The organism is Sporosarcina beigongshangi (genome assembly GCF_033485195.1).
Classification (GTDB): Bacteria; Bacillota; Bacilli; order Bacillales_A; family Planococcaceae; genus Sporosarcina; species Sporosarcina beigongshangi.
This window is the reverse complement of sequence record NZ_JAWLIR010000010.1, coordinates 14,618-32,745: the sequence shown is the minus strand read 5'-3', so window position 1 is coordinate 32,745 and position 18,128 is coordinate 14,618. Positions and strand designations below refer to the sequence as shown.

General features: G+C 38.6%; 16 protein-coding genes. 11 read left to right on the top strand and 5 right to left on the bottom strand.

Annotated elements, in window-relative coordinates; translation table 11 throughout:
• Positions 1-360: 360 nt before the first annotated feature.
• Positions 361-969 (bottom strand): C40 family peptidase, encoded by a 609-nt coding sequence (locus R2B77_RS07295; RefSeq protein WP_203246537.1) that lies wholly within the window; start codon positions 967-969, stop codon positions 361-363.
• 284 nt (positions 970-1,253) lie between these two features.
• On the opposite strand from R2B77_RS07295, the gene hpaB reads away from it, so the two are divergent.
• The 6 genes from hpaB to R2B77_RS07265 all read left to right on the top strand — a co-directional run bounded on the left by hpaB (position 1,254) and on the right by R2B77_RS07265 (position 8,380).
• Entirely contained in the window at positions 1,254-2,681 is a 1,428-nt protein-coding gene (hpaB, locus tag R2B77_RS07290; RefSeq protein ID WP_203246538.1) for a 4-hydroxyphenylacetate 3-monooxygenase, oxygenase component, read from the top strand.
• A 191-nt stretch (positions 2,682-2,872) separates the two neighbouring features.
• On the top strand, positions 2,873-4,996 hold the full coding sequence (locus R2B77_RS07285) for an ATP-dependent Clp protease ATP-binding subunit (RefSeq protein WP_203246539.1): 2,124 nt from the start codon (positions 2,873-2,875) through the stop codon (positions 4,994-4,996).
• Between the two features lie 539 nt (positions 4,997-5,535).
• Complete coding sequence (locus tag R2B77_RS07280; RefSeq protein ID WP_203246540.1) at positions 5,536-6,498, top strand: Rpn family recombination-promoting nuclease/putative transposase; 963 nt, start codon at positions 5,536-5,538, stop codon at positions 6,496-6,498.
• A gap of 399 nt (positions 6,499-6,897) precedes the next feature.
• The gene (locus tag R2B77_RS07275; RefSeq protein ID WP_203246541.1) at positions 6,898-7,245 is read left to right on the top strand and encodes a hypothetical protein; all 348 of its coding nucleotides are present in this window, start codon (positions 6,898-6,900) and stop codon (positions 7,243-7,245) included.
• 24 nt (positions 7,246-7,269) lie between these two features.
• On the top strand, positions 7,270-7,806 hold the full coding sequence (locus R2B77_RS07270; RefSeq protein ID WP_203246542.1) for a hypothetical protein: 537 nt from the start codon (positions 7,270-7,272) through the stop codon (positions 7,804-7,806).
• Positions 7,807-7,882: 76 nt separating this feature from the next.
• Positions 7,883-8,380, top strand: a complete 498-nt coding sequence (locus R2B77_RS07265) for an LURP-one-related/scramblase family protein (protein ID WP_203246543.1) — start codon at positions 7,883-7,885, stop codon at positions 8,378-8,380.
• A gap of 198 nt (positions 8,381-8,578) precedes the next feature.
• Here the strand turns inward: R2B77_RS07265 and R2B77_RS07260 are convergent, their stop codons facing one another.
• From R2B77_RS07260 to R2B77_RS07250, 3 genes are all read right to left on the bottom strand, one after another.
• Entirely contained in the window at positions 8,579-8,956 is a 378-nt protein-coding gene (locus R2B77_RS07260; protein ID WP_322555669.1) for a hypothetical protein, read from the bottom strand.
• Positions 8,957-8,959: 3 nt separating this feature from the next.
• Positions 8,960-9,106, bottom strand: coding sequence for a hypothetical protein (locus R2B77_RS07255; protein WP_192599223.1), 147 nt, complete (start codon positions 9,104-9,106; stop codon positions 8,960-8,962).
• 234 nt (positions 9,107-9,340) lie between these two features.
• Positions 9,341-9,667, bottom strand: coding sequence for a pyrophosphohydrolase domain-containing protein (locus R2B77_RS07250; RefSeq protein ID WP_203246544.1), 327 nt, complete (start codon positions 9,665-9,667; stop codon positions 9,341-9,343).
• A 161-nt stretch (positions 9,668-9,828) separates the two neighbouring features.
• Here R2B77_RS07250 and R2B77_RS07245 point away from each other — a divergent pair, with 161 nt between their 5' ends.
• Genes R2B77_RS07245 through R2B77_RS07235 form a run of 3 tightly spaced genes read left to right on the top strand, consistent with a single transcriptional unit; the run spans position 9,829 to position 13,162 of the window.
• Entirely contained in the window at positions 9,829-10,956 is a 1,128-nt protein-coding gene (locus R2B77_RS07245) for a DUF4145 domain-containing protein (protein ID WP_203246545.1), read from the top strand.
• 26 nt (positions 10,957-10,982) lie between these two features.
• On the top strand, positions 10,983-12,074 hold the full coding sequence (locus R2B77_RS07240; RefSeq protein ID WP_203246546.1) for an MPN domain-containing protein: 1,092 nt from the start codon (positions 10,983-10,985) through the stop codon (positions 12,072-12,074).
• Positions 12,071-13,162 (top strand): type I restriction enzyme HsdR N-terminal domain-containing protein, encoded by a 1,092-nt coding sequence (locus R2B77_RS07235; protein ID WP_203246547.1) that lies wholly within the window; start codon positions 12,071-12,073, stop codon positions 13,160-13,162. Before R2B77_RS07240 ends, R2B77_RS07235 begins: the two co-directional genes overlap by 4 nt.
• A gap of 152 nt (positions 13,163-13,314) precedes the next feature.
• On the opposite strand, the gene R2B77_RS07230 is transcribed toward R2B77_RS07235, so the two are convergent.
• A complete protein-coding gene (locus tag R2B77_RS07230) occupies positions 13,315-13,677 on the bottom strand; it encodes a helix-turn-helix domain-containing protein (protein WP_203246548.1) in 363 nt (120 codons plus the stop codon).
• 282 nt (positions 13,678-13,959) lie between these two features.
• On the opposite strand from R2B77_RS07230, the gene brxF reads away from it, so the two are divergent.
• Both brxF and R2B77_RS07220 read left to right on the top strand, forming a co-directional pair.
• The gene (gene brxF, locus R2B77_RS07225) at positions 13,960-14,406 is read left to right on the top strand and encodes a BREX-3 system P-loop-containing protein BrxF (protein WP_203246549.1); all 447 of its coding nucleotides are present in this window, start codon (positions 13,960-13,962) and stop codon (positions 14,404-14,406) included.
• Positions 14,407-14,420: 14 nt separating this feature from the next.
• Positions 14,421-18,122, top strand: coding sequence for a DUF6079 family protein (locus R2B77_RS07220; RefSeq protein ID WP_203246550.1), 3,702 nt, complete (start codon positions 14,421-14,423; stop codon positions 18,120-18,122).
• The last annotated feature ends 6 nt before the right edge of the window (positions 18,123-18,128 follow it).

Sequence of the window (18,128 nt, the reverse complement as noted above, 5' to 3'; positions counted from 1 at the left end):
TTTATGTTTTTTTTAGAGAGTGACACATTTGCAATTGAGTCAGTCATATAAATTGCTTCAGAAGTAATTAACTCTTTGGATGGAATGCACGGAAAAACATTTACATGATGATGAACAGGGAATGCGTGAATTATTGGACTGTCTATTTTAGGACAACTACATATTTTAGACGAATTGTTTGAACAAGTATATGTTCCAGCAGCTGTTTATTAGGAAATAGTTCATTTGGATACGTTGCTAAATATCGGTTTGCATATTACTAAGAAGCTATACCAGCTGGCCCGGTTCAATCTAATGAGTTGTAGGTAGCCATCATATGTAGAAAAGCTCAGCCTTAGCAGATGGGGCTGAGCTTTTTGTTTACAATCGTTTAAAACTATGAAATTTCGATTTCCAATAGCTGTTGTCTAAGCTTGTTACTTGTGATTTTTTGCCTCCAGCATGGACGAACTTATTATTGCCAATGTAAATACCGACATGCGAAATGCCTTTACGATATGTATTTTGGAAAAACACCAAGTCACCAGGCTTAGGGGAGGTCACTTTCTTCGTTTGTGCAAATTGGCTAAGTGTGGTGCGCGAGATATTTTTTCCGGATTTTTTGTAAGCATATTGTATAAATCCACTACAGTCAAACCCCCTAACCGTCGTCCCACCGAATACGTAAGGTATACCTATTAGCTTCATCGCTTGATCAACAACTTTTGGGGAAGCGGTAGCTGTTGTTTTCTTTTCAGTTGTCGATTTACTATTTTTCGCGGATGTTTGTAAAACTTGTTTTGGATAGAGTATGTCTGATGATAAGTTATTCCATTTTTTTAAATCAGATACGGACACATTGTTTGATTTTGAAATAATCCAGAGCGACTCTCCAGTTTTGACCGTATGTGTACTTGCTTCTGTGTCAGTCGCTGTGATTCCGAAAGCTAAAGAGCCTGCCAAGATTAGTGAACATGTTAATTTTTTCATTATGTATTTCAACCGCCTTTTCTATGAATCATTGATTAGTCAATGACTATATATCTAATAGTAGGGTACTACCTAAATGAGTTCAACAGCAGTTCGATTACAAGTTCATTACACATTCGTAAAATTAACGGGATATTTTGGAGTCATATCCATAGTTGTGAAGGATTTGATGAATAGATAATAAAATGTTGCCATTTCGTAACAATCAATAAGGAAAATTAATATTATAAAAAATAGCGAAGTGGCAAGAGTCTACTGATAAACCAACCGTTAGGAGTGTCTATATGCCGGCAATTACAGGCAGTGACTATATCAAACGAATCGATGAGCTGCAAACAAATGTCTGGGTAGATGGGCAACCCGTGACAGGAAAGATTTCCAAGCATCCTGCCTTCAAGGGAATTATTAAAAGCCAAGCTGCCCTATACGATTTACAGCATGCCGCTGCAAACATGACGTATCCATCCCCGACATCAGGACTGCAAGTAGGCATGTCATATTTACAACCATCAACTATAGAGGATTTAGTGAAAAGGCGGGCGATGGTCCAGCAGTGGGCGCTGTCGAACAACGGCATGATGGGTAGAAGTCCTGATTATATGAATACCGTGGTAATGGCGCTCGCCTCATCTGTGGATTTATTGAAGGGAAAAGAGAACTGCTTTCCTGAAAACATTGTGTCGTTTTATGAATATGCGCGCGAAAATGATCTGTCTATGACCCATACGTTCATCGACCCGCAAGTCAATCGAACGCAATTCTATTTCGAAGATGAAAGGGAGCCGATTGCTGCCAAGGTAGTAGAACGAAATGAGGCGGGACTCGTCATTAAGGGGGCACGATTACTTGCAACTCAGGGCGGGATTACTGACGAAATTGTCGTCATTGCAACAGGTGGCGTGAATGATGCCGCCAATGGTTTCGCCTTTGCAATCCCCAGTAACACCGCGGGGCTCAAATTCGTCTGTAGAGAATCATTTGTCGGAGGTGACTCGACATTTAACTATCCATTGAGTTCGCACTATGAGGAAATGGATTCGATCGTTGTATTCGATAATGTCTTAGTACCTTGGGAGCGCGTGTTTTATTATGACAACATCGCAGTGGCTAACAGTTTTATGACTTGTAGCTCGTATCAACCGTTTGCATTGCATCAGGTCGTTTCCAGACAAATTGTGAAAACAGAATTTGTGTTAGGCGTTGTCCAATCCATCATCGAGACTATTAATATCGGCGAATACCAGCATGTGCAAGAGAAGGTGACTGAAATCATCGTCGCGCTGGAAACGATGAAGGCGTTGGTCATTAAATCGGAAGTCGAAGCCGAGCTAGACGAATGGGGATGGATGCGTCCTGATCGAACAACGCTCCTAATCGCCATCAACTATTTTCCACGTGTCTACCCACGATTCACCGAAATCATTCAGCAGCTAGGTGCTAGCGGGTTGATGTCGATTCCAACAGAGAATGCCTTTCAGTCCAGTGTTCGGGAGGATTTAGACCAGTATTTGCAATCAAAAGCTAATAATGCTGAGGACAGGGTAAGGATTTTCCGTTTGGCATGGGATTTGACGATGAGTGCATTTGGGACGCGCGAGACGCTGTATGAGCGGTTTTTCTTTGGTGATCCGGTCAAGTTAGCGGGGCAGCTGTGCCATGATTATGATAGGGAGTTGTTTGTGGGGCGGGTGATGGGGGTCTTGGGAATATAGAGGAATAGGGCTGTCCATAAAGTCAATGAAAATTGATTTTATAGAAAGCCCTTTTACGTTTACGAATAAATGGCAGGCTACACTCAAAACGAAGCAAGTTACTTGAAAGTCAAAATAGGTCAGTATATACTACAATCAAAGGTTAAATATAGTCAAAGTCAATTAAAGATAGCAAAAGGGAGGAAATAGATATGCAATGTCAACATTGTGGTCAAAACGAAGCAACGATGAGTTTGAGATTTCAAGTGAATCACCAAGGCATGCAACTCAACTTATGTCACGGATGCTTTCAGGATATTCAAGGTCAATTGACTGCTGGGAAAATGCCGTCATTTAACAACGAGGCACAGCATTTTTCTCAAGCAAATGGTGGTCAACAGGCGAGAACACAAACGAGACAAGCACAAGATAATCAAGGCACTGGCCTATTAGATCAGTTGGGCAAAAATCTTTCAAATGAAGCCAAAGATGGACAGATTGACCCAGTTATCGGACGTGACCAAGAAGTGAAGCGTGTCATTGAAACGTTAAATCGAAGAAATAAAAATAACCCAGTCCTCATCGGAGAGCCTGGGGTTGGTAAAACAGCTATTGCTGAAGGACTTGCAGTGAAAATCCACGAAGGCGATGTCCCTGTGAAATTGATGAACAAACAAGTGTATTTATTAGATGTCGCTTCACTCGTAACGAATACGGGTATTCGAGGGCAGTTTGAAGAACGGATGAAACAATTGATTGAAGAACTTCAGACACGGAAAGATGTCATTTTATTCGTCGATGAAATTCACTTACTCGTTGGGGCAGGCACTGCAGAAGGTTCAAAAATGGATGCCGGAAATCTTTTGAAGCCAGCTTTAGCGCGTGGCGGCCTACAATTGATTGGTGCAACGACGTTGAAAGAATACCGTCAAATTGAAAAAGATGCTGCGCTCGAGCGCCGCTTCCAACCGATTATTGTGAAGGAGCCGTCCGCGGAAGATACGATTCTCATCCTAAATGGCATTAAGGACCGTTATGAAGAATTCCACGGTGTGCACTATCCGGATGAAGCGGTAGAAGCTTTTGTCAATTTATCACAACGGTATATCCAAGATCGGTTTTTACCTGACAAAGCAATTGATTTGATGGATGAAGTCGGTGCCCGTTTAAATCTTGCACAGACATCAGCCGATTCAGAGTCCATCGGAGTACGTCTCAATGAAGTGATTCAACAAAAAGAGCAGGCGGCGGAAAAGGAAGACTATGAAAAGGCGGCAAATTTGCGTTATGAGGAAATTCAATTACGAAAAAAATTAGAAGAGGCAAAACAAAGTGGAGACCTAGAACATGGGGAAGTGACTGTTGCAGACATCGAGTTAATTGTAGAAGAGAAAACTGGAATCCCTGTGACAAAACTACAAGCAGCAGAACAAGCGAAAATGAAAGGTATTGCGGATAGCCTTGGCAAAAAGGTCATTGGTCAAGCAGAAGCGGTCGATAAAATTGCAAAAGCCATTCGCCGTAGCCGCGCTGGGCTCAAAGCGAAAGACCGTCCGATTGGGTCATTCCTATTTGTTGGTCCAACAGGTGTCGGTAAAACTGAAATTACGAAAGTGCTCGCGGAAGAGTTATTCGGGTCACGTGATGCGTTAATTCGTCTCGATATGAGTGAATATATGGAGAAACACGCGGTATCCAAAATTATCGGTTCGCCTCCAGGCTATGTTGGGCATGAGGAAGCCGGTCAATTGACAGAACAGGTTCGCCGCAATCCGTATTCGATTTTACTGCTCGATGAAATTGAAAAAGCGCACCCGGATGTTCAAAATATGTTCCTGCAAATTATGGAGGATGGTCGTTTAACTGATTCGCACGGTCGCACCGTCAGCTTCAAAGATTCGGTCATCATCATGACAAGTAACGCCGGAACGGGCGACAAAAAAGTCAGCGTTGGGTTCAATCAAACTGTACATGAATCCGTCTCGATGCTCGAAACACTAGGGAATTATTTCAAACCTGAATTCCTCAACCGTTTCGATGCAATTGTCGCTTTCAATGAACTGACAGAAGAAAATCTACTTGAAATCGTTGACTTAATGTTAGTAGATTTGCAAGCAACCATTGAAGAAAATGATATCGACATAACAATTTCAGCAGATGCAAAACGTGCATTGGTCAAACTAGGTTACGACAAACGCTTCGGTGCAAGACCGCTGCGCAGAGTGATTCAAGACAAAATTGAAGATCCATTAACGGATTTAATATTGGAAGAAGAACAGATTGAAAAAGTTCACGTAGATGTTGTGGCTGAAGAGATTGTTGTAAGCATAGTCTAATGTAATTTGGCACCCCTGGAAATGAATTCAGGGGTGTTAACTGCGTCTATATTCAATAAATATAGCCCGTATTCACATCATACTAGGTGAATTTTTGGAAATGCCACAAAGTCTCCATATGTAAGCGTTTTGAATTTGAATAAATTGTGAAATGATTCACATAGCACATTTCGATGATGAAAAATAGAGTACACTAGATATAACAACAAATATGGAAATCGAAAAGGAGAATGCACTATGTGGGTAGTCACAGTATTTGAACAAAAATTTGTCCGAATCTTCGAGTTTACTGATCAAACAGAAGCAAAACAAGCCCTCGCACGTTTCCAAAAAAATGCTCGACTTTCTTTTGTAGCGTAAAATCAAATTTCATGAAAAATCCCTTTCCGAGTATGACTGGAAAGGGATTTTTCGGTTTTTAAATTATTCACTAAGAGATCATTTTCTTTCAGTTGATAGATGTCTAATGTTTGAACGGGTGTTCGTATTATGATATTATTAATGTAATAGTCTAAAAACTTTCTGAGGGAGGTTGTAAAATGGTTGTTGAATGGGTCAGGGAAGAAAAAATACAGTATGATGAAAATTTGGTAGACCAGGACGGTTTGTGGAAAAAAGTAATTGGGGAGTTATTTGAAGACTTTTTACTATTTTTTGCTCCAGAATTGTACGCACAGGTTGATTTTAATGTCGAGCCAGATTTTTTAGACAAGGAATTGTTCCAAGAAGTCTTAGATAAGAAAAAAGGCAGACGTTTTGCGGATCGGTTGGCAAAAGTTCGTTTAAAAGACGGAAAAGAGCAATGGATTCTTGTCCATATTGAAGTACAAAGTAAAAAAGAAACAGATTTTCCTGAACGAATGTTTCAATATTTTTATCGCATCTATGATCGCCATCAAGAGAAAATTGTCGCCATCGCCGTCCATACTTCCTCTAATCAGAGCGATATACCTGAACGTTTTGAGTACGATTATTTTGGCAGGCAGCTATGTTATTCTTATAAAAATTATCGAACAGAAGCTTACACCGACGAGGAACTCGAGCGGTCGGATAAGCTTTTCAGCAAAATCGTATTAGCAGCAAAAGCACTGCATCAAACGAAAGATGAAGCACACCAACGCTATCTTTTCAAACGAAAGCTAATGGGTGAACTTATCCGCAACCAAAATTATTCACGCACCGCAGTCCAAGTTGTTTTTCATTTTATCGATTACTTGTTACAATTACCAGAAGCGTATACAAAACAGTTATCCGAAGACATTCGACCAATGATTAGAAAGGAGACGGAGCTGATGGAGTTATACAATAAAGAAAACGCTTCCCCGACGATACTGAATGCTTTTGATTTGGAGTTAGAAAAGGGGATAGAACAAGGAATAGAATTTGAAAAAAGAGATATCACAAAGAAATTAATTTTGAAAAATATGGCACTTGAAACAATTGCAGAGATTACTGAACTAACATTGGAGCAAGTAAAAGAGATTCAGAAAACATTGAACTAAACCGAGTAATAGTGAATGTAGATAGATAAAAATAAATCTGCTCTAACAGAAGTATTAGGGAAGAAAGTTATGAATTAAACTATGACAATTTTGTATAAGTTTATCGAAAAGGAATCTGCTCGTTCACGATTGAACGAGCAGATTCCTTTTGGCATTTTCTATTTTCCTACGCAAGTTCCTCTATCTTTATTATTCTTTCCAAATCCTCCGATGTAGCCTAAGACTTCTTTTTAGTTTTGCATCATGCACTTCATTTTCAATTGCGTGAAAAATAAATTTCACCACTCTGTCCACTTTTCTGAATGCAAACTCTATATATAGGGTGAAAGGCATCGTTCGTCTAGGCAAAAGACATCGTCCTTTCTTAAAAAAAACGCATTCAACAGAGAAGGAGTCATGATGAATTTATTAATAAAAGAGTCGCCACTTCAAGTGCTTCCATCACTAGCTATTCAAGTTGGATTGAATGAGGCCATGGTGCTCCAGCAGCTACATTTTAGATCGCTTATTTCGAACAATGTGCGAGATGGGTATAAGTGGGTTTACAAAACATATGAAGAGTGGGAAAACGATGAATTCCCATTCTGGTCTGTCGATACGATTAAAAGAGCAATTCGTAGGTTGGAAGACAAAGGGTATAACGTTGCGATTACTTCGTATAATCGGATGAAAATGGACAAGACAAAATGGTACCGCATTAATTATCAAAAGCTTCAGAAACAGGCACAACATCCATTGGTTATGTGAAGGAAACAGGCATTCTTCACAACATTGACTGGCAACAAGAAGGGAGGGCATGACACGGTAACTGTACAAGAAGTGCTTCAGTTAGCGATTGAAATAGACATGATTCACTTGGCACATCGAACTTTTTGGGCAATCACCAATGGGAAAGTGAGCGTAGAAGACGATTCCAAACAGCTAGAAGCCATCCACTATGACGAGGAAGCAATTGAAGAAATGGTTGCGCAAAATAAGTTAACCATCGGCAAAATCAAACTGTATGTCGCGCAAACAACAAAGTCTAATCTATTCGCCTCTTATTATAGTAAAAATGTCTTAGAGGCACACGCACTTCACCAGGAGTTGTTCCAAGAGACACCGAAACGATTGATGAATGCCTCGAATTTAATGCAAAAGCTCTTTCATTTCAATGAAAGGAGTACCGCAGACATTTTATACTTCCATCGTAAAAACGTTGTCGCCTATCCGTATTATTTGGGACATGCTAGGGCGGGTGAGCGGGTGAGCGGGTGTTGGTGGAGATGTAGGGGCTCTCATCTATTAAATAAACTATCCCAAAATTGAAACGTTTCATCTTCAAAACCGTATGTAAGATACAGGGATCGACTGAAAATAGTCTTTCGATACGAGGAGGGATTGCGTGAGACAGCTATATATCAAGCAAAAGGTATTGAGTCTGAGCGGTAAGTTTTCGGTGAAGGATGCTGAAGAGAATGAAGTGTATTTCGTAGAAGGAAGCTTCATGCAAATACCGAAGACGTTTTCTATTATGGATGTTACCAGGCAAGAAGTTGCAATGATTACTAAGAAAACATTTAGCTGGCTACCCACTTTTCATGTCGACGTACATGGCCAAGAAACGATGACGATTAAAAAGGAATTTACCTTTTTGAAAGCACGCTATTCAATCGCCGCAGCAGGGATAGAAGTACGGGGGAATTGGTGGGATATGGATTTCGAAGTGTACCAACACGGAAAAATACTCGGTACCGTTAGCAAAAAATGGTTCACATGGGGCGATAGCTACCAGTTGCAAATTGCGGATGATGAAATGGAACCACTTCTTGTGTCGCTCGTTGTAGCGATTGATTGTGCGAAAGCTGCGCAGGGGGCTGCGGCGGCTGGTGGTGGGGGATGAATTAAAAGTGCTGTTCTTGCGGGTGCCAACAGCCTTTTGTTTGTTACATCGGGTACGATATTCAGCATTTGGTAGTGGGAAAATTCCAATGGCTCCCTCCTATTTAAATCACATCATCATACAGTGAGGTAGCAATGAATTTAGTAAAATGAGCAAAGAAAAAGAGTCCTTTATGGACCCTTGATTAATAGTAATCAGCTAATCACGCATTTTGGGAGTTACTTTGGGAATACTACTTTTTATTAAATTTAAAATCTTCTTTTTCGAAACATCTTCTTGGTATGACTTCGAGTATATGTCTAAAAGGTATACAGTATTTTCAGCCGTGACTAAATATTCAATAACTCTAAATCCACCAGATAACCCTTTTTTCGCACTACTATTTCTCATTCTCTTCTTGAAAACTTTATTGCCGTCTTTTAAAATGTTCGGTATATCTTCACCTAAATCGCCGCCGAGTTCAACCTCATTAAGGAATGCCTCAAAATCTTCATCAATTTTCGGGTATTTCTTTCGAAGTTTATGATACCGTGATTCAAAAGTTGGCGTAGTAATCGTACTAAATCGCGACTTCATTACTTATCGTTGACGAGATTCTTTTAAGAAATCTCTAGCTGATTTTTTAGGGAGTTTTCCTGCTTGTATCAATTTAACCTCTTTTAAGGCATTCATCACATGATTATTTTGAGATTCAGGAGTGGGTTTTACTATTTCTTTTGTGGACATATCGACATCCTCCTTCTTACACATACAACCACAACCTTTTTTTAAAAAGTAATAGTTAGTATATGTGATCCTAATAAAAATTATACCAGTAATTTATAGAATAATCCATTAACCAATCTTCAAACCCTTCCTCTCAAAATAAACATGCAATCGATACGCACAAATCTCCTCCATCTCCGCTGTGCGCGTCAGCTTGTAATTGTTTCGATTAAATTTGATGTCAGTAAACGAACGTCAGTCATCTTCTACTTCCAGCAAAAAGATCCGCTCATTAAATCCTCCGCGTTTCTCCGCTTTCTCAACTCTCACATCTTCAAGCTTCTCAAATGTAGCGCCATGATAGGCAGCGGCGGCATGAATGAGTTCCAATAGGTCCGCAAGTTCTTCAAGTGCGTCCACAGTCGTTGTTGTTTCCAAGTACTCGGCTAATTCCTCGCCCAGTTTGTTATTGATTTCCGTTATGTATTCCTCGTCGTTTAATAAGCGTGTTGTGAATGTCTTACCGGTTTTTTCGATGATTGCTGGGATGTTGTCACGTACAAGTTTGTTGTAGATTGGCATGTGGGTCATCTCCATTTTCTCGCTGGCGCTAAGTTTGAAACTGTTACTTTACATGATAGCATGTTGGGCTTGGTTTGGAGAAATCGCAATTAGTCTATGTAATCGGATTATGATAAAATAAGACTACAAATAAAATTTCATATAACTGGGGGAAATGTCATATGGACGTTCAATCATATTTCTATAAATTTCTAGAGCCTCTATCTAAAGAACTTGCCTATGTTGCCCGTGAACTAGAAAATAGTATATTTACTAGCCCACGTACAATGCTTACACACGCAAGAGTATTCGTTGAAAATATATTGCAGCAAGTAATTCAAAAGGAAAATCTACCTAATGAGCCATGGACAAATTTAAAAGAACGACTTGATTTGCTCAATGAAAAAGGCTATTTAACATCGGAAGTACGTGACGCACTTCATCATGTCCGCCAAATTGGTAATAAAGCAGCACATGATGCCCGAATGTTTCGCTACTCAGAAGCATTATTGTCATGGGAATCAGTCTATACAATTGTCAAATGGTATATCGAAGTGTATGGTCCTGTAGATTTTACTGTTCCAGATTATCAAGATCCAACGCATCGAATTGAAAAGGCTTATGACATCACTGAACTTGAAGTACGACTCAAATCACTTGAAGAACTGTTAATTGCCTCTGTTCAGAAGCCTAAGGAAGAGCCTATGCATCAAGAGACTGTGGCAACTATTGTAACGAATATACCTATGGAACCTGAACAACCGGGTTTCACAACAATTCGAACGCTTACATACAAAGGACAAACACTCGATGTTCCATACTTTTTACGTGATGCGTTTTTATTGCCACAACGATTTGAAAAATCCGAAACGTTTCTTATAAGGCTAGGTGCAGAGCAAGAAGCACGGATTATGAGTGAACTACCGAATGATCTTGAAGGTCTGTATAAGCATGTAAAGCGTTTTAATGAAAAGAACGACGAGAACTTATTCGAAGAGTTGAAGATATATATTGAAGAAGAAAAAGTTAGAAGAAAGCTTCTAGTTGAGCGTCCGGGTGAATTGTTTTTCTTTTATAAAGCAGACTACATTGTCGTCACAGAAGAACTGTCTAAAATTCCATTTACCGCCGAGGAGTTTACAGGTAGTCCAAGCCTCCTAAGGCAATTAAACGAAGACCAGATTGCAACTGTCGGTCAGTTACCGCAGGAATTAGTGATTTTGGCGAAATATGAAAATGTTGGGATTGGGACTGTTGAGAAGTTGTTTGAGCAGTTGAAGGAGAAGTCCTTCCAAACTGTACTTACATGAAACAAAGAATCGGGGGAGGTGATGGTATGTATTTTGAATTAACTAATCAGGCGCTCTCAACGATTTTGTTGGACTGTATTCAATATTATCCTACCTACGAACAATCGAAAGAGGCGTATGGCATTCTATTAGGAAGTGAAGAAGGTGATTGTTGCATTGGCGAGTATAGTTTTCCTGTTGGGAATGTAGACTTTCGGGATCAAACGGGAATAGCTGCGAACCGTGAAATCAACCAACTAATTATGAATGCCAAAAAAATCGTAGCGACATCTACCGCGGTAGCTTCGTACCACAGCCATCCCTTCGATAACGCGTATGTGGACTGGGCAAGACCAAGTAACGATGATTGTTATTATTTCGCAAATGATCCATTACAAGCCCAACTGATTATAGCGATTGCTCAGATCTATGACGAACCACAGTCTTTTAAACTAGTGTATGAAAAAGATAGGGCAAGAGAGTTTTTGCCTACTACTGAGAGTGAACTGCCATTAGAAAATGATTTGGAAAGGGAAGTGCAGTATATCCAAGGGAAGTTTGGGCGTTATGCTTTTGAAGTCAGGGCCTATTTCAATACGGGAAAATCCCTGTCAGATATCAACCTCTTTTCATCTGAAGTCGCATTAAATATGACATTATGGGAGAACGACCTACATATTGAACGATTGCCGGCAGAAGCAATGTACAGCATTCGGAAACTGGAATATGCACATCGGCAGCGTTCTACCAGGGGGACAGACAATAAGATTCAATATCATATTGAAAAAATAAAGCGCATGGAACCACGACAAAAATCATTTGAGAAGTTAGAGGACCAGCGTCTAATAGATGGTTTAGTTTTCAACAAATGTTCTTCGTTAGTTTATCAAGATGCAGTACAATGGGCACGGACTGGGGATTTGTACGCAGAGTTACACGAAGAAACGATAGTCCTTTGTAAAGTTCAGTTTGATGCAAATGCTCAAGTTTTATTTCTAGAAGACCTTGAACAACAAGTCGGAAGTACAATAGATGTGGCGGAATATATGGTCGAAGCAGGTTATATAGAACAGATTTCATTATGTAATATTCAAAGATGGCCGTTGCACTTTTGGCTGCGGGAGGGGATACACAGATGATTCCATTGATTTCAAATCGGAAAGTATTATGTCCAATCCGAGGATATCACGTAATTAATTATCCAGAAGAACGTGTTCGTCAAAAGTTATTAAAGCAATTGCTCAAATTTAATGGTGCCTTACAGTCCCATATTGCATTGGAAGTAAAAACAGCATTGGGACGTGCAGATATTGTCATCTACGATGAGCAACTCACTCCATTTTTGACAATTGAATTGAAAGCATTAAATGAAATAATTAATGAACTTACACTAGAACAAGTGATGAGATATTGGGTAAACTTAAAATCGCCATTTGTAGCGATTTCTAATGGGAGACATACGAATATCTATCAAGTGATTGATAGCACTCCGAAATTGATAAAAGAAACGGATATAGTTAAATTTCTTGCGATACAAGAAATTGAGTATCCCAAATTAATGAAATTGAAACGTTTACCGTTTGACCTCTCTACATATGATCGTTATATCCAGTATTTAGTGGAGAATGGATATGTAAGCAGCCAAACAATTACTGATAAGCAACGCTGGTTTTCTGAATTGCAAAATGCACTGCTGACTGAAACGTATACACCAACTGAACGAGAGTTACCTATCTATATCGAGGCAGACTTCGGAACAAGTTATTATGCATTTAAAAATGCCGCAAATGGAGCATGGGATGGCATGCATCGAAGTTTTCGTGTTGATGTGAAAAATAGGGGTTCTTTTGTTTTTCGTATATCCATGATAGCAAGCGCCACGTCACAAAACGACCCGACATTTGGAAACAGAAAAGGAGCAACTTCTTTAAATATTGCTATGCAAACGCATAGTTCAAGTACCTATAATCTTCAACTCAATTTAGACAAATACACAAAAGAATCTATGGTTGATTATACAATTTGGCATTCTGGGGTAAAGAGTCGTATGAAAAAAGAGAAAGTGCTGCGGGCAGTCGCGCAATTTGCGCCTAACCTATTAAATCAACAAAGTATTGAACTAGCCACATTGCCAACTGAACGAAGTATTACATTCGAAGAGTTTTCATTGTTCATTGAAAACTTGATTTTATATTCAGTCTCAAGAGATTTCGCTCTCACAATCTAATGAAGAGCCAATTAGATTGATGGATTCACGAGCATTTCTAGTCTTCTGAAGCTACTCAATGTACCATGATATAGATGTGGAAATACTAAAGTTAATAAAGAGTGCCTAGCAAACGTCAAGCTTTCAATTTTGACGCCTGCTAGGCACTTTTCTTATTTGTTATCGATTGTCTCTAAAAACTCTTTTGTCGTATTCACCACGTATTTAATCTCACCGAGATCACGTTCCAATAAAATACTTCGATGGATATCGATTAATAGCTTTTTGTTTGTTATATCAGCGATAGTATTCAGCCTTTGATAGTGGAAAAACTCCAACGGCGAAATGCCTAGCGCATCTATAATTTTATCTAGCGTTTCTAAAGTGGGATTGCTTTTGAAAGTCTCAATCTCCGAAATACGTGCGTGCGCAATGCCAGCCATTTCTGCTAACTTCTCTTGTTTGAATCCCTTCTCTTCCCTAATGAATTTCAATTGTTCGCCCACCAGTTTGATGAGGTCCGAAGATGCTGCCATTTGTGAATCACCCCTTACCTTAAAGGGTAAAGAATTTGTTGGGAAATGATTATCAGTTAAAAAGGACAAAAAATATGTAATATACGCTATAATGTACATGTGAAGGCTTTTTAATATTATGTTTGTAAGCAGTTGTAAAAAGAGAGTGTTTCATCCTGTTTACAGCAAATATCTAAGCTGATTTTAAATTCTTTATTCTTAAAAAATCGCGTTTATGATAAGAATTTGTAATCAAATCGTTTTGGCAAGACCTGTAAATTAGGGGGGATCAATATTTCAAATATGCAATTCATCATAGAGCTAAAAAACATCATTCCCGACTTAAAGAAACGATATTTTAAGCAGGTTTTCATTCATGAACGCGAATCAGGGAACACGGTAAAGAATTACAGCTTAGAATATGATATTCCGTATCTCAATTTGAATATGGAGTTAGCAAAATTACTACAAGGTGTTCAAATAAACAGGCGTCCTTATAAAATAGCAGATTATTTAAATCAGCGTTTGAATGCAATGCCTGAAGAAATTATTTGCTTGGATTATTATGAGTTGTTATTTGAATCATCACTACAAATAAATCCTTTTGATTTATTTGAGAAGATTAGTAAAAATAAAACACTAATTATAGCTTGGCGTGGAAATATCCATGACAGTCATTTCATTCACGCAGAACCAGGACATCCCGAATATCGAATTTATCCTACAGAAGATGCGCTGGTCATCAATTAAAAGGAGCGATTATTTTGCAATATAGAGACCTATTACAATTCGAACCAATTGAATCTGTTATTCAATTAACAGATGCAAATGACAAACAACGTGCCTTTCGACTTCTAGATACCTATGTCATTTCTGAACGGATGGCTGAACAATTAAATGAGCTCATTATTAACCAGTTACAGTTTACTCGCGCTACTGATAATAAAGGTTTGCTTATTGTGGGGAACTACGGAACGGGTAAATCACATTTAATGAGTGTTATTTCAACGATTGCTGAGCGTGAAGGGGCAAGTGAGCATATTTCGAATGAAGCCGTAGCTGAAAAAGCAAAAGAGATTGAAGGGAAATTTAAAGTTATTCGTTTGGAAATCGGTAGTGTAGGTACATCACTACGAGATATTTTATGTACAGCAATTGAAGATGGTTTGGCAGACTTAGGAATCGATTTCAGTTTTCCAGAGTTCGATCAAATTACGAACAACAAAGATGCATTGGAAGAAATGATGGGCCTATTCAATGAACAATATCCTGAACACGGCTTATTAGTCGTTGTCGACGAGTTGCTCGATTATTTGCGTGGACGAAAAGAACAAGAATTAACACTAGATTTAGGCTTCTTACGCGAAGTTGGAGAAATTTGTAGTAAAACACGTTTCCGTTTTATAGCAGGTATTCAAGAAATGCTGTTTGATAATCCAAGATTCAGCTATGTTGCGGAACCGTTACGTCGTGTGAAAGAACGTTTTGATCAAGTCCGTATTATTCGAGAGGATATAGCACATGTAGTATCGGAACGACTTTTAAAGAAAACAGATGAACAGAGGGCATTAATTCGCGAACATCTATCAAAGTACACGACATTATACCATCGCTTAAATGAAGATATGGAATCATTTGTGAACCTATTCCCTATCCATCCAAGTTACTTAACAGCATTTGAAAAAGTAAATAATATTGAAAAGCGGGTAGCGTTAAAGACGATTAGTATCGAAATGAACAAAATTATTAACGAGGAAGTTCCTGAAGGGGCACCAGGTTTGATTTCGTATGACAGCTACTGGAAATTCATCGAGGAAGACCCATCATATAAGGCTATCCCTGAAGTAGCTGAAGTACTAGATAAAGCCAAAATTTTAAAAGACCGTGTGCAAAATGCTTATGCAAAACGTATTTACAAACCAATGGCGTTACGGATTGTAGACGCTCTTGCGTTAAATCGTTTATCTACAGCAGACATTTATGACAGTGTTGGCTTAACAGCAGAGGAATTACGTGATGATTTATTTTTAAGTCTAACTGGTAGTAACGATATGCTTCTGGAAGAAGATGATCCAGCAGATTTCTTAAAATCTACGGTAGATGCTGCAACAAGAGAAATTCAAAAGACAGTAAGCTTCCAATACTTATCAACAAATGAATCGAATGGTCAATATTATTTAGATCTAAAGAAAGATATTGATATCGACAGTTTAATTACGCAGCGTGCAGAGACAATAGAAGAAGATAAACTTGATCGCTTCTATTATGACATTTTAAAACAGGTCATCACATTGGATGATAATACTTATGTAACGGGCTATAAAATATGGCGACATGATTTACCTTGGAATGCTAATCGAGTCACACGTCAAGGATACCTATTCTTTGGTGCCCCCAATGAACGTTCAACAGCGCAGCCTGAACGTGACTTTTATATTTATATGCTACGACCATACATGAAAACAATATATAAAGATGAACAAAGGGCTGATGAACTGTTCTTCGAATTCAAACAGACAGATGATCGATTTAATCAGCTCTTAAAGCTTTATGCCGCTGCAAATGATTTAAGACTTGATGCAACATCAGCCACAAAAAGTTTATATGCTAGAAAAATCGATAGCTATTTTAAGGAACTAACTAAATGGTTAAATGAATACTTTGTACACACTTTTGAAATCACTTATAAAGGAAAAAAAGGGACTGTGCTTGATTTCGGTATGTTACTTCCGGCACATGCTACAATCCAGGAAATTATTAACTTTGTTTCGGAAGAAATGTTGTCTGGTTGGTTTGAACAAAAGTATGAAGGCTACCCTTCATTCCGCCAAATTAAAGATTCTTACTTAACTAGGAAAAACCTGGAAACATACGTGAAAGATGCACTACAGTACCTAGTTGGTAAAGAAACAAGCCAAGGAGCAGCCATATTAAATGGACTTGTCTTGTTTGATTCCACACAAAAAATATCGACTAAGCAATCCGGTTACGCTCAGTGGATTGTCGATTTACTAGATTCAAAAGGCCATGGTCAAGTTATAAACCATAGCGAGTTGATTGAAACTGTTTTTATCCGTGGTGTCGAAGATTTGCAGTATACAAAGCAATATCACTTAGAACCAGAATTATTAGTTGTTTTACTTGGCGCAATGATAAGCACTGGTGCCATTGAAGTAACTGTTGAAAATAAAACTTACAATGCACTTAGTTTAAATGACTATGTTCAATTGCCATTATCAAAACTAACACAATTTAGTCATGTGAAAAAACCAACGGGTCTGCCTGTTGAAGTACTAAATGCAATCTTTGATTTATTTGATGTATCCATCCCAAACTATGAAGGGGATATGCTCTCAAAAACGATAGTAACTGTTACTGAAAAGGCCAATAATGCTATTAACGATTCACTAAGCACTATACAAATAATAAAAAAAGGCTTCCCTACATGGGATGGGAAATTATTAAACAATGCAGAAATACAAGAAAATGTCGAATTGCTTGAAGCATTCAAAGAGTTTTGTGAAGGCTTAAAACGTTTTAATACACCGGCAAAAATGCGTAACTTGAAATATGACTTGGCTACAGTTGAAAAGCAGAAAGTGGCAATTGAAAAATTAGCTTCGTTCGCTAAACTTGATCAGCAAATCAAGGAAATCCAGCAACGCGTCAGTTATCTGCAAATTGCTCAACCTAATATGGGGAGTCAATCTGAATGGTCGCAAAGCGTTGAGGATGCATTTAATGAACTGCAAGATGCCTTGAAACATAACCAAGATACATCAAAAGAAATGGCAACACTTGATGCGTTAAAACAACAGTACATTCAGCTTTATATTGAAGCACATGATAAATCGCGACTCAATGCCACTGAAAACATATTGAAAAACACATTACACTCAGATTCGACATTAAAAGCGTTGAAAGAATTAGCAACTTATATCTCCATTTTGCCAAGAGAACAAATTATCAATTGGGAAAAATCACTGGTTGGTTTAAAAACATGCTATCAAGTATCTGTGGATAATTTACAACACGCACCGATGTGTTCAGAGTGTAAGTTCCGTCCAACAGAAGTAACAACAAACGAAAAAGCCATGCTGAAAAATCTCGAACAAGAGCTCCCCAATATATTTGAGAGCTGGACTGAAACATTATTAACAAACTTCAATGATGCAACGGTTAAAGAAAATATTGTGCTACTAAAACCTAAGCAACAAACGCTTGTAGCGGAACTTATCACTAACCAAGCATTTACGTTACCTGTAGATATTCGTCTAATCCAGGCGATTAATGATTTACTCAAAGGAATCGATAAAGTGGAAGTATCGTTAATAGACATTGAAGAGATGATGGCAAATGGAAGTCCATTAACAGTTGAAGAGCTTCGAAAACGTTTTGAAGAAATGGTTCAAAAGACTGTTGGCAATACACCATCCAACCGAGTACGCATTATGCTGAAAAAATAAGAGGGG

Coding starts and splice junctions, on each gene's coding strand:
- R2B77_RS07295 (WP_203246537.1), bottom strand. CDS start 969: ATGAAAAAATTAACATGTTCACTAATCTTGGCAGGCTCTTTAGCTTTC.
- hpaB (WP_203246538.1), top strand. CDS start 1,254: ATGCCGGCAATTACAGGCAGTGACTATATCAAACGAATCGATGAGCTG.
- R2B77_RS07285 (WP_203246539.1), top strand. CDS start 2,873: ATGCAATGTCAACATTGTGGTCAAAACGAAGCAACGATGAGTTTGAGA.
- R2B77_RS07280 (WP_203246540.1), top strand. CDS start 5,536: ATGGTTGTTGAATGGGTCAGGGAAGAAAAAATACAGTATGATGAAAAT.
- R2B77_RS07275 (WP_203246541.1), top strand. CDS start 6,898: ATGAATTTATTAATAAAAGAGTCGCCACTTCAAGTGCTTCCATCACTA.
- R2B77_RS07260 (WP_322555669.1), bottom strand. CDS start 8,956: ATGAAGTCGCGATTTAGTACGATTACTACGCCAACTTTTGAATCACGG.
- R2B77_RS07255 (WP_192599223.1), bottom strand. CDS start 9,106: ATGTCCACAAAAGAAATAGTAAAACCCACTCCTGAATCTCAAAATAAT.
- R2B77_RS07250 (WP_203246544.1), bottom strand. CDS start 9,667: ATGCCAATCTACAACAAACTTGTACGTGACAACATCCCAGCAATCATC.
- R2B77_RS07245 (WP_203246545.1), top strand. CDS start 9,829: ATGGACGTTCAATCATATTTCTATAAATTTCTAGAGCCTCTATCTAAA.
- R2B77_RS07240 (WP_203246546.1), top strand. CDS start 10,983: ATGTATTTTGAATTAACTAATCAGGCGCTCTCAACGATTTTGTTGGAC.
- R2B77_RS07235 (WP_203246547.1), top strand. CDS start 12,071: ATGATTCCATTGATTTCAAATCGGAAAGTATTATGTCCAATCCGAGGA.
- R2B77_RS07230 (WP_203246548.1), bottom strand. CDS start 13,677: ATGGCAGCATCTTCGGACCTCATCAAACTGGTGGGCGAACAATTGAAA.
- brxF (WP_203246549.1), top strand. CDS start 13,960: ATGCAATTCATCATAGAGCTAAAAAACATCATTCCCGACTTAAAGAAA.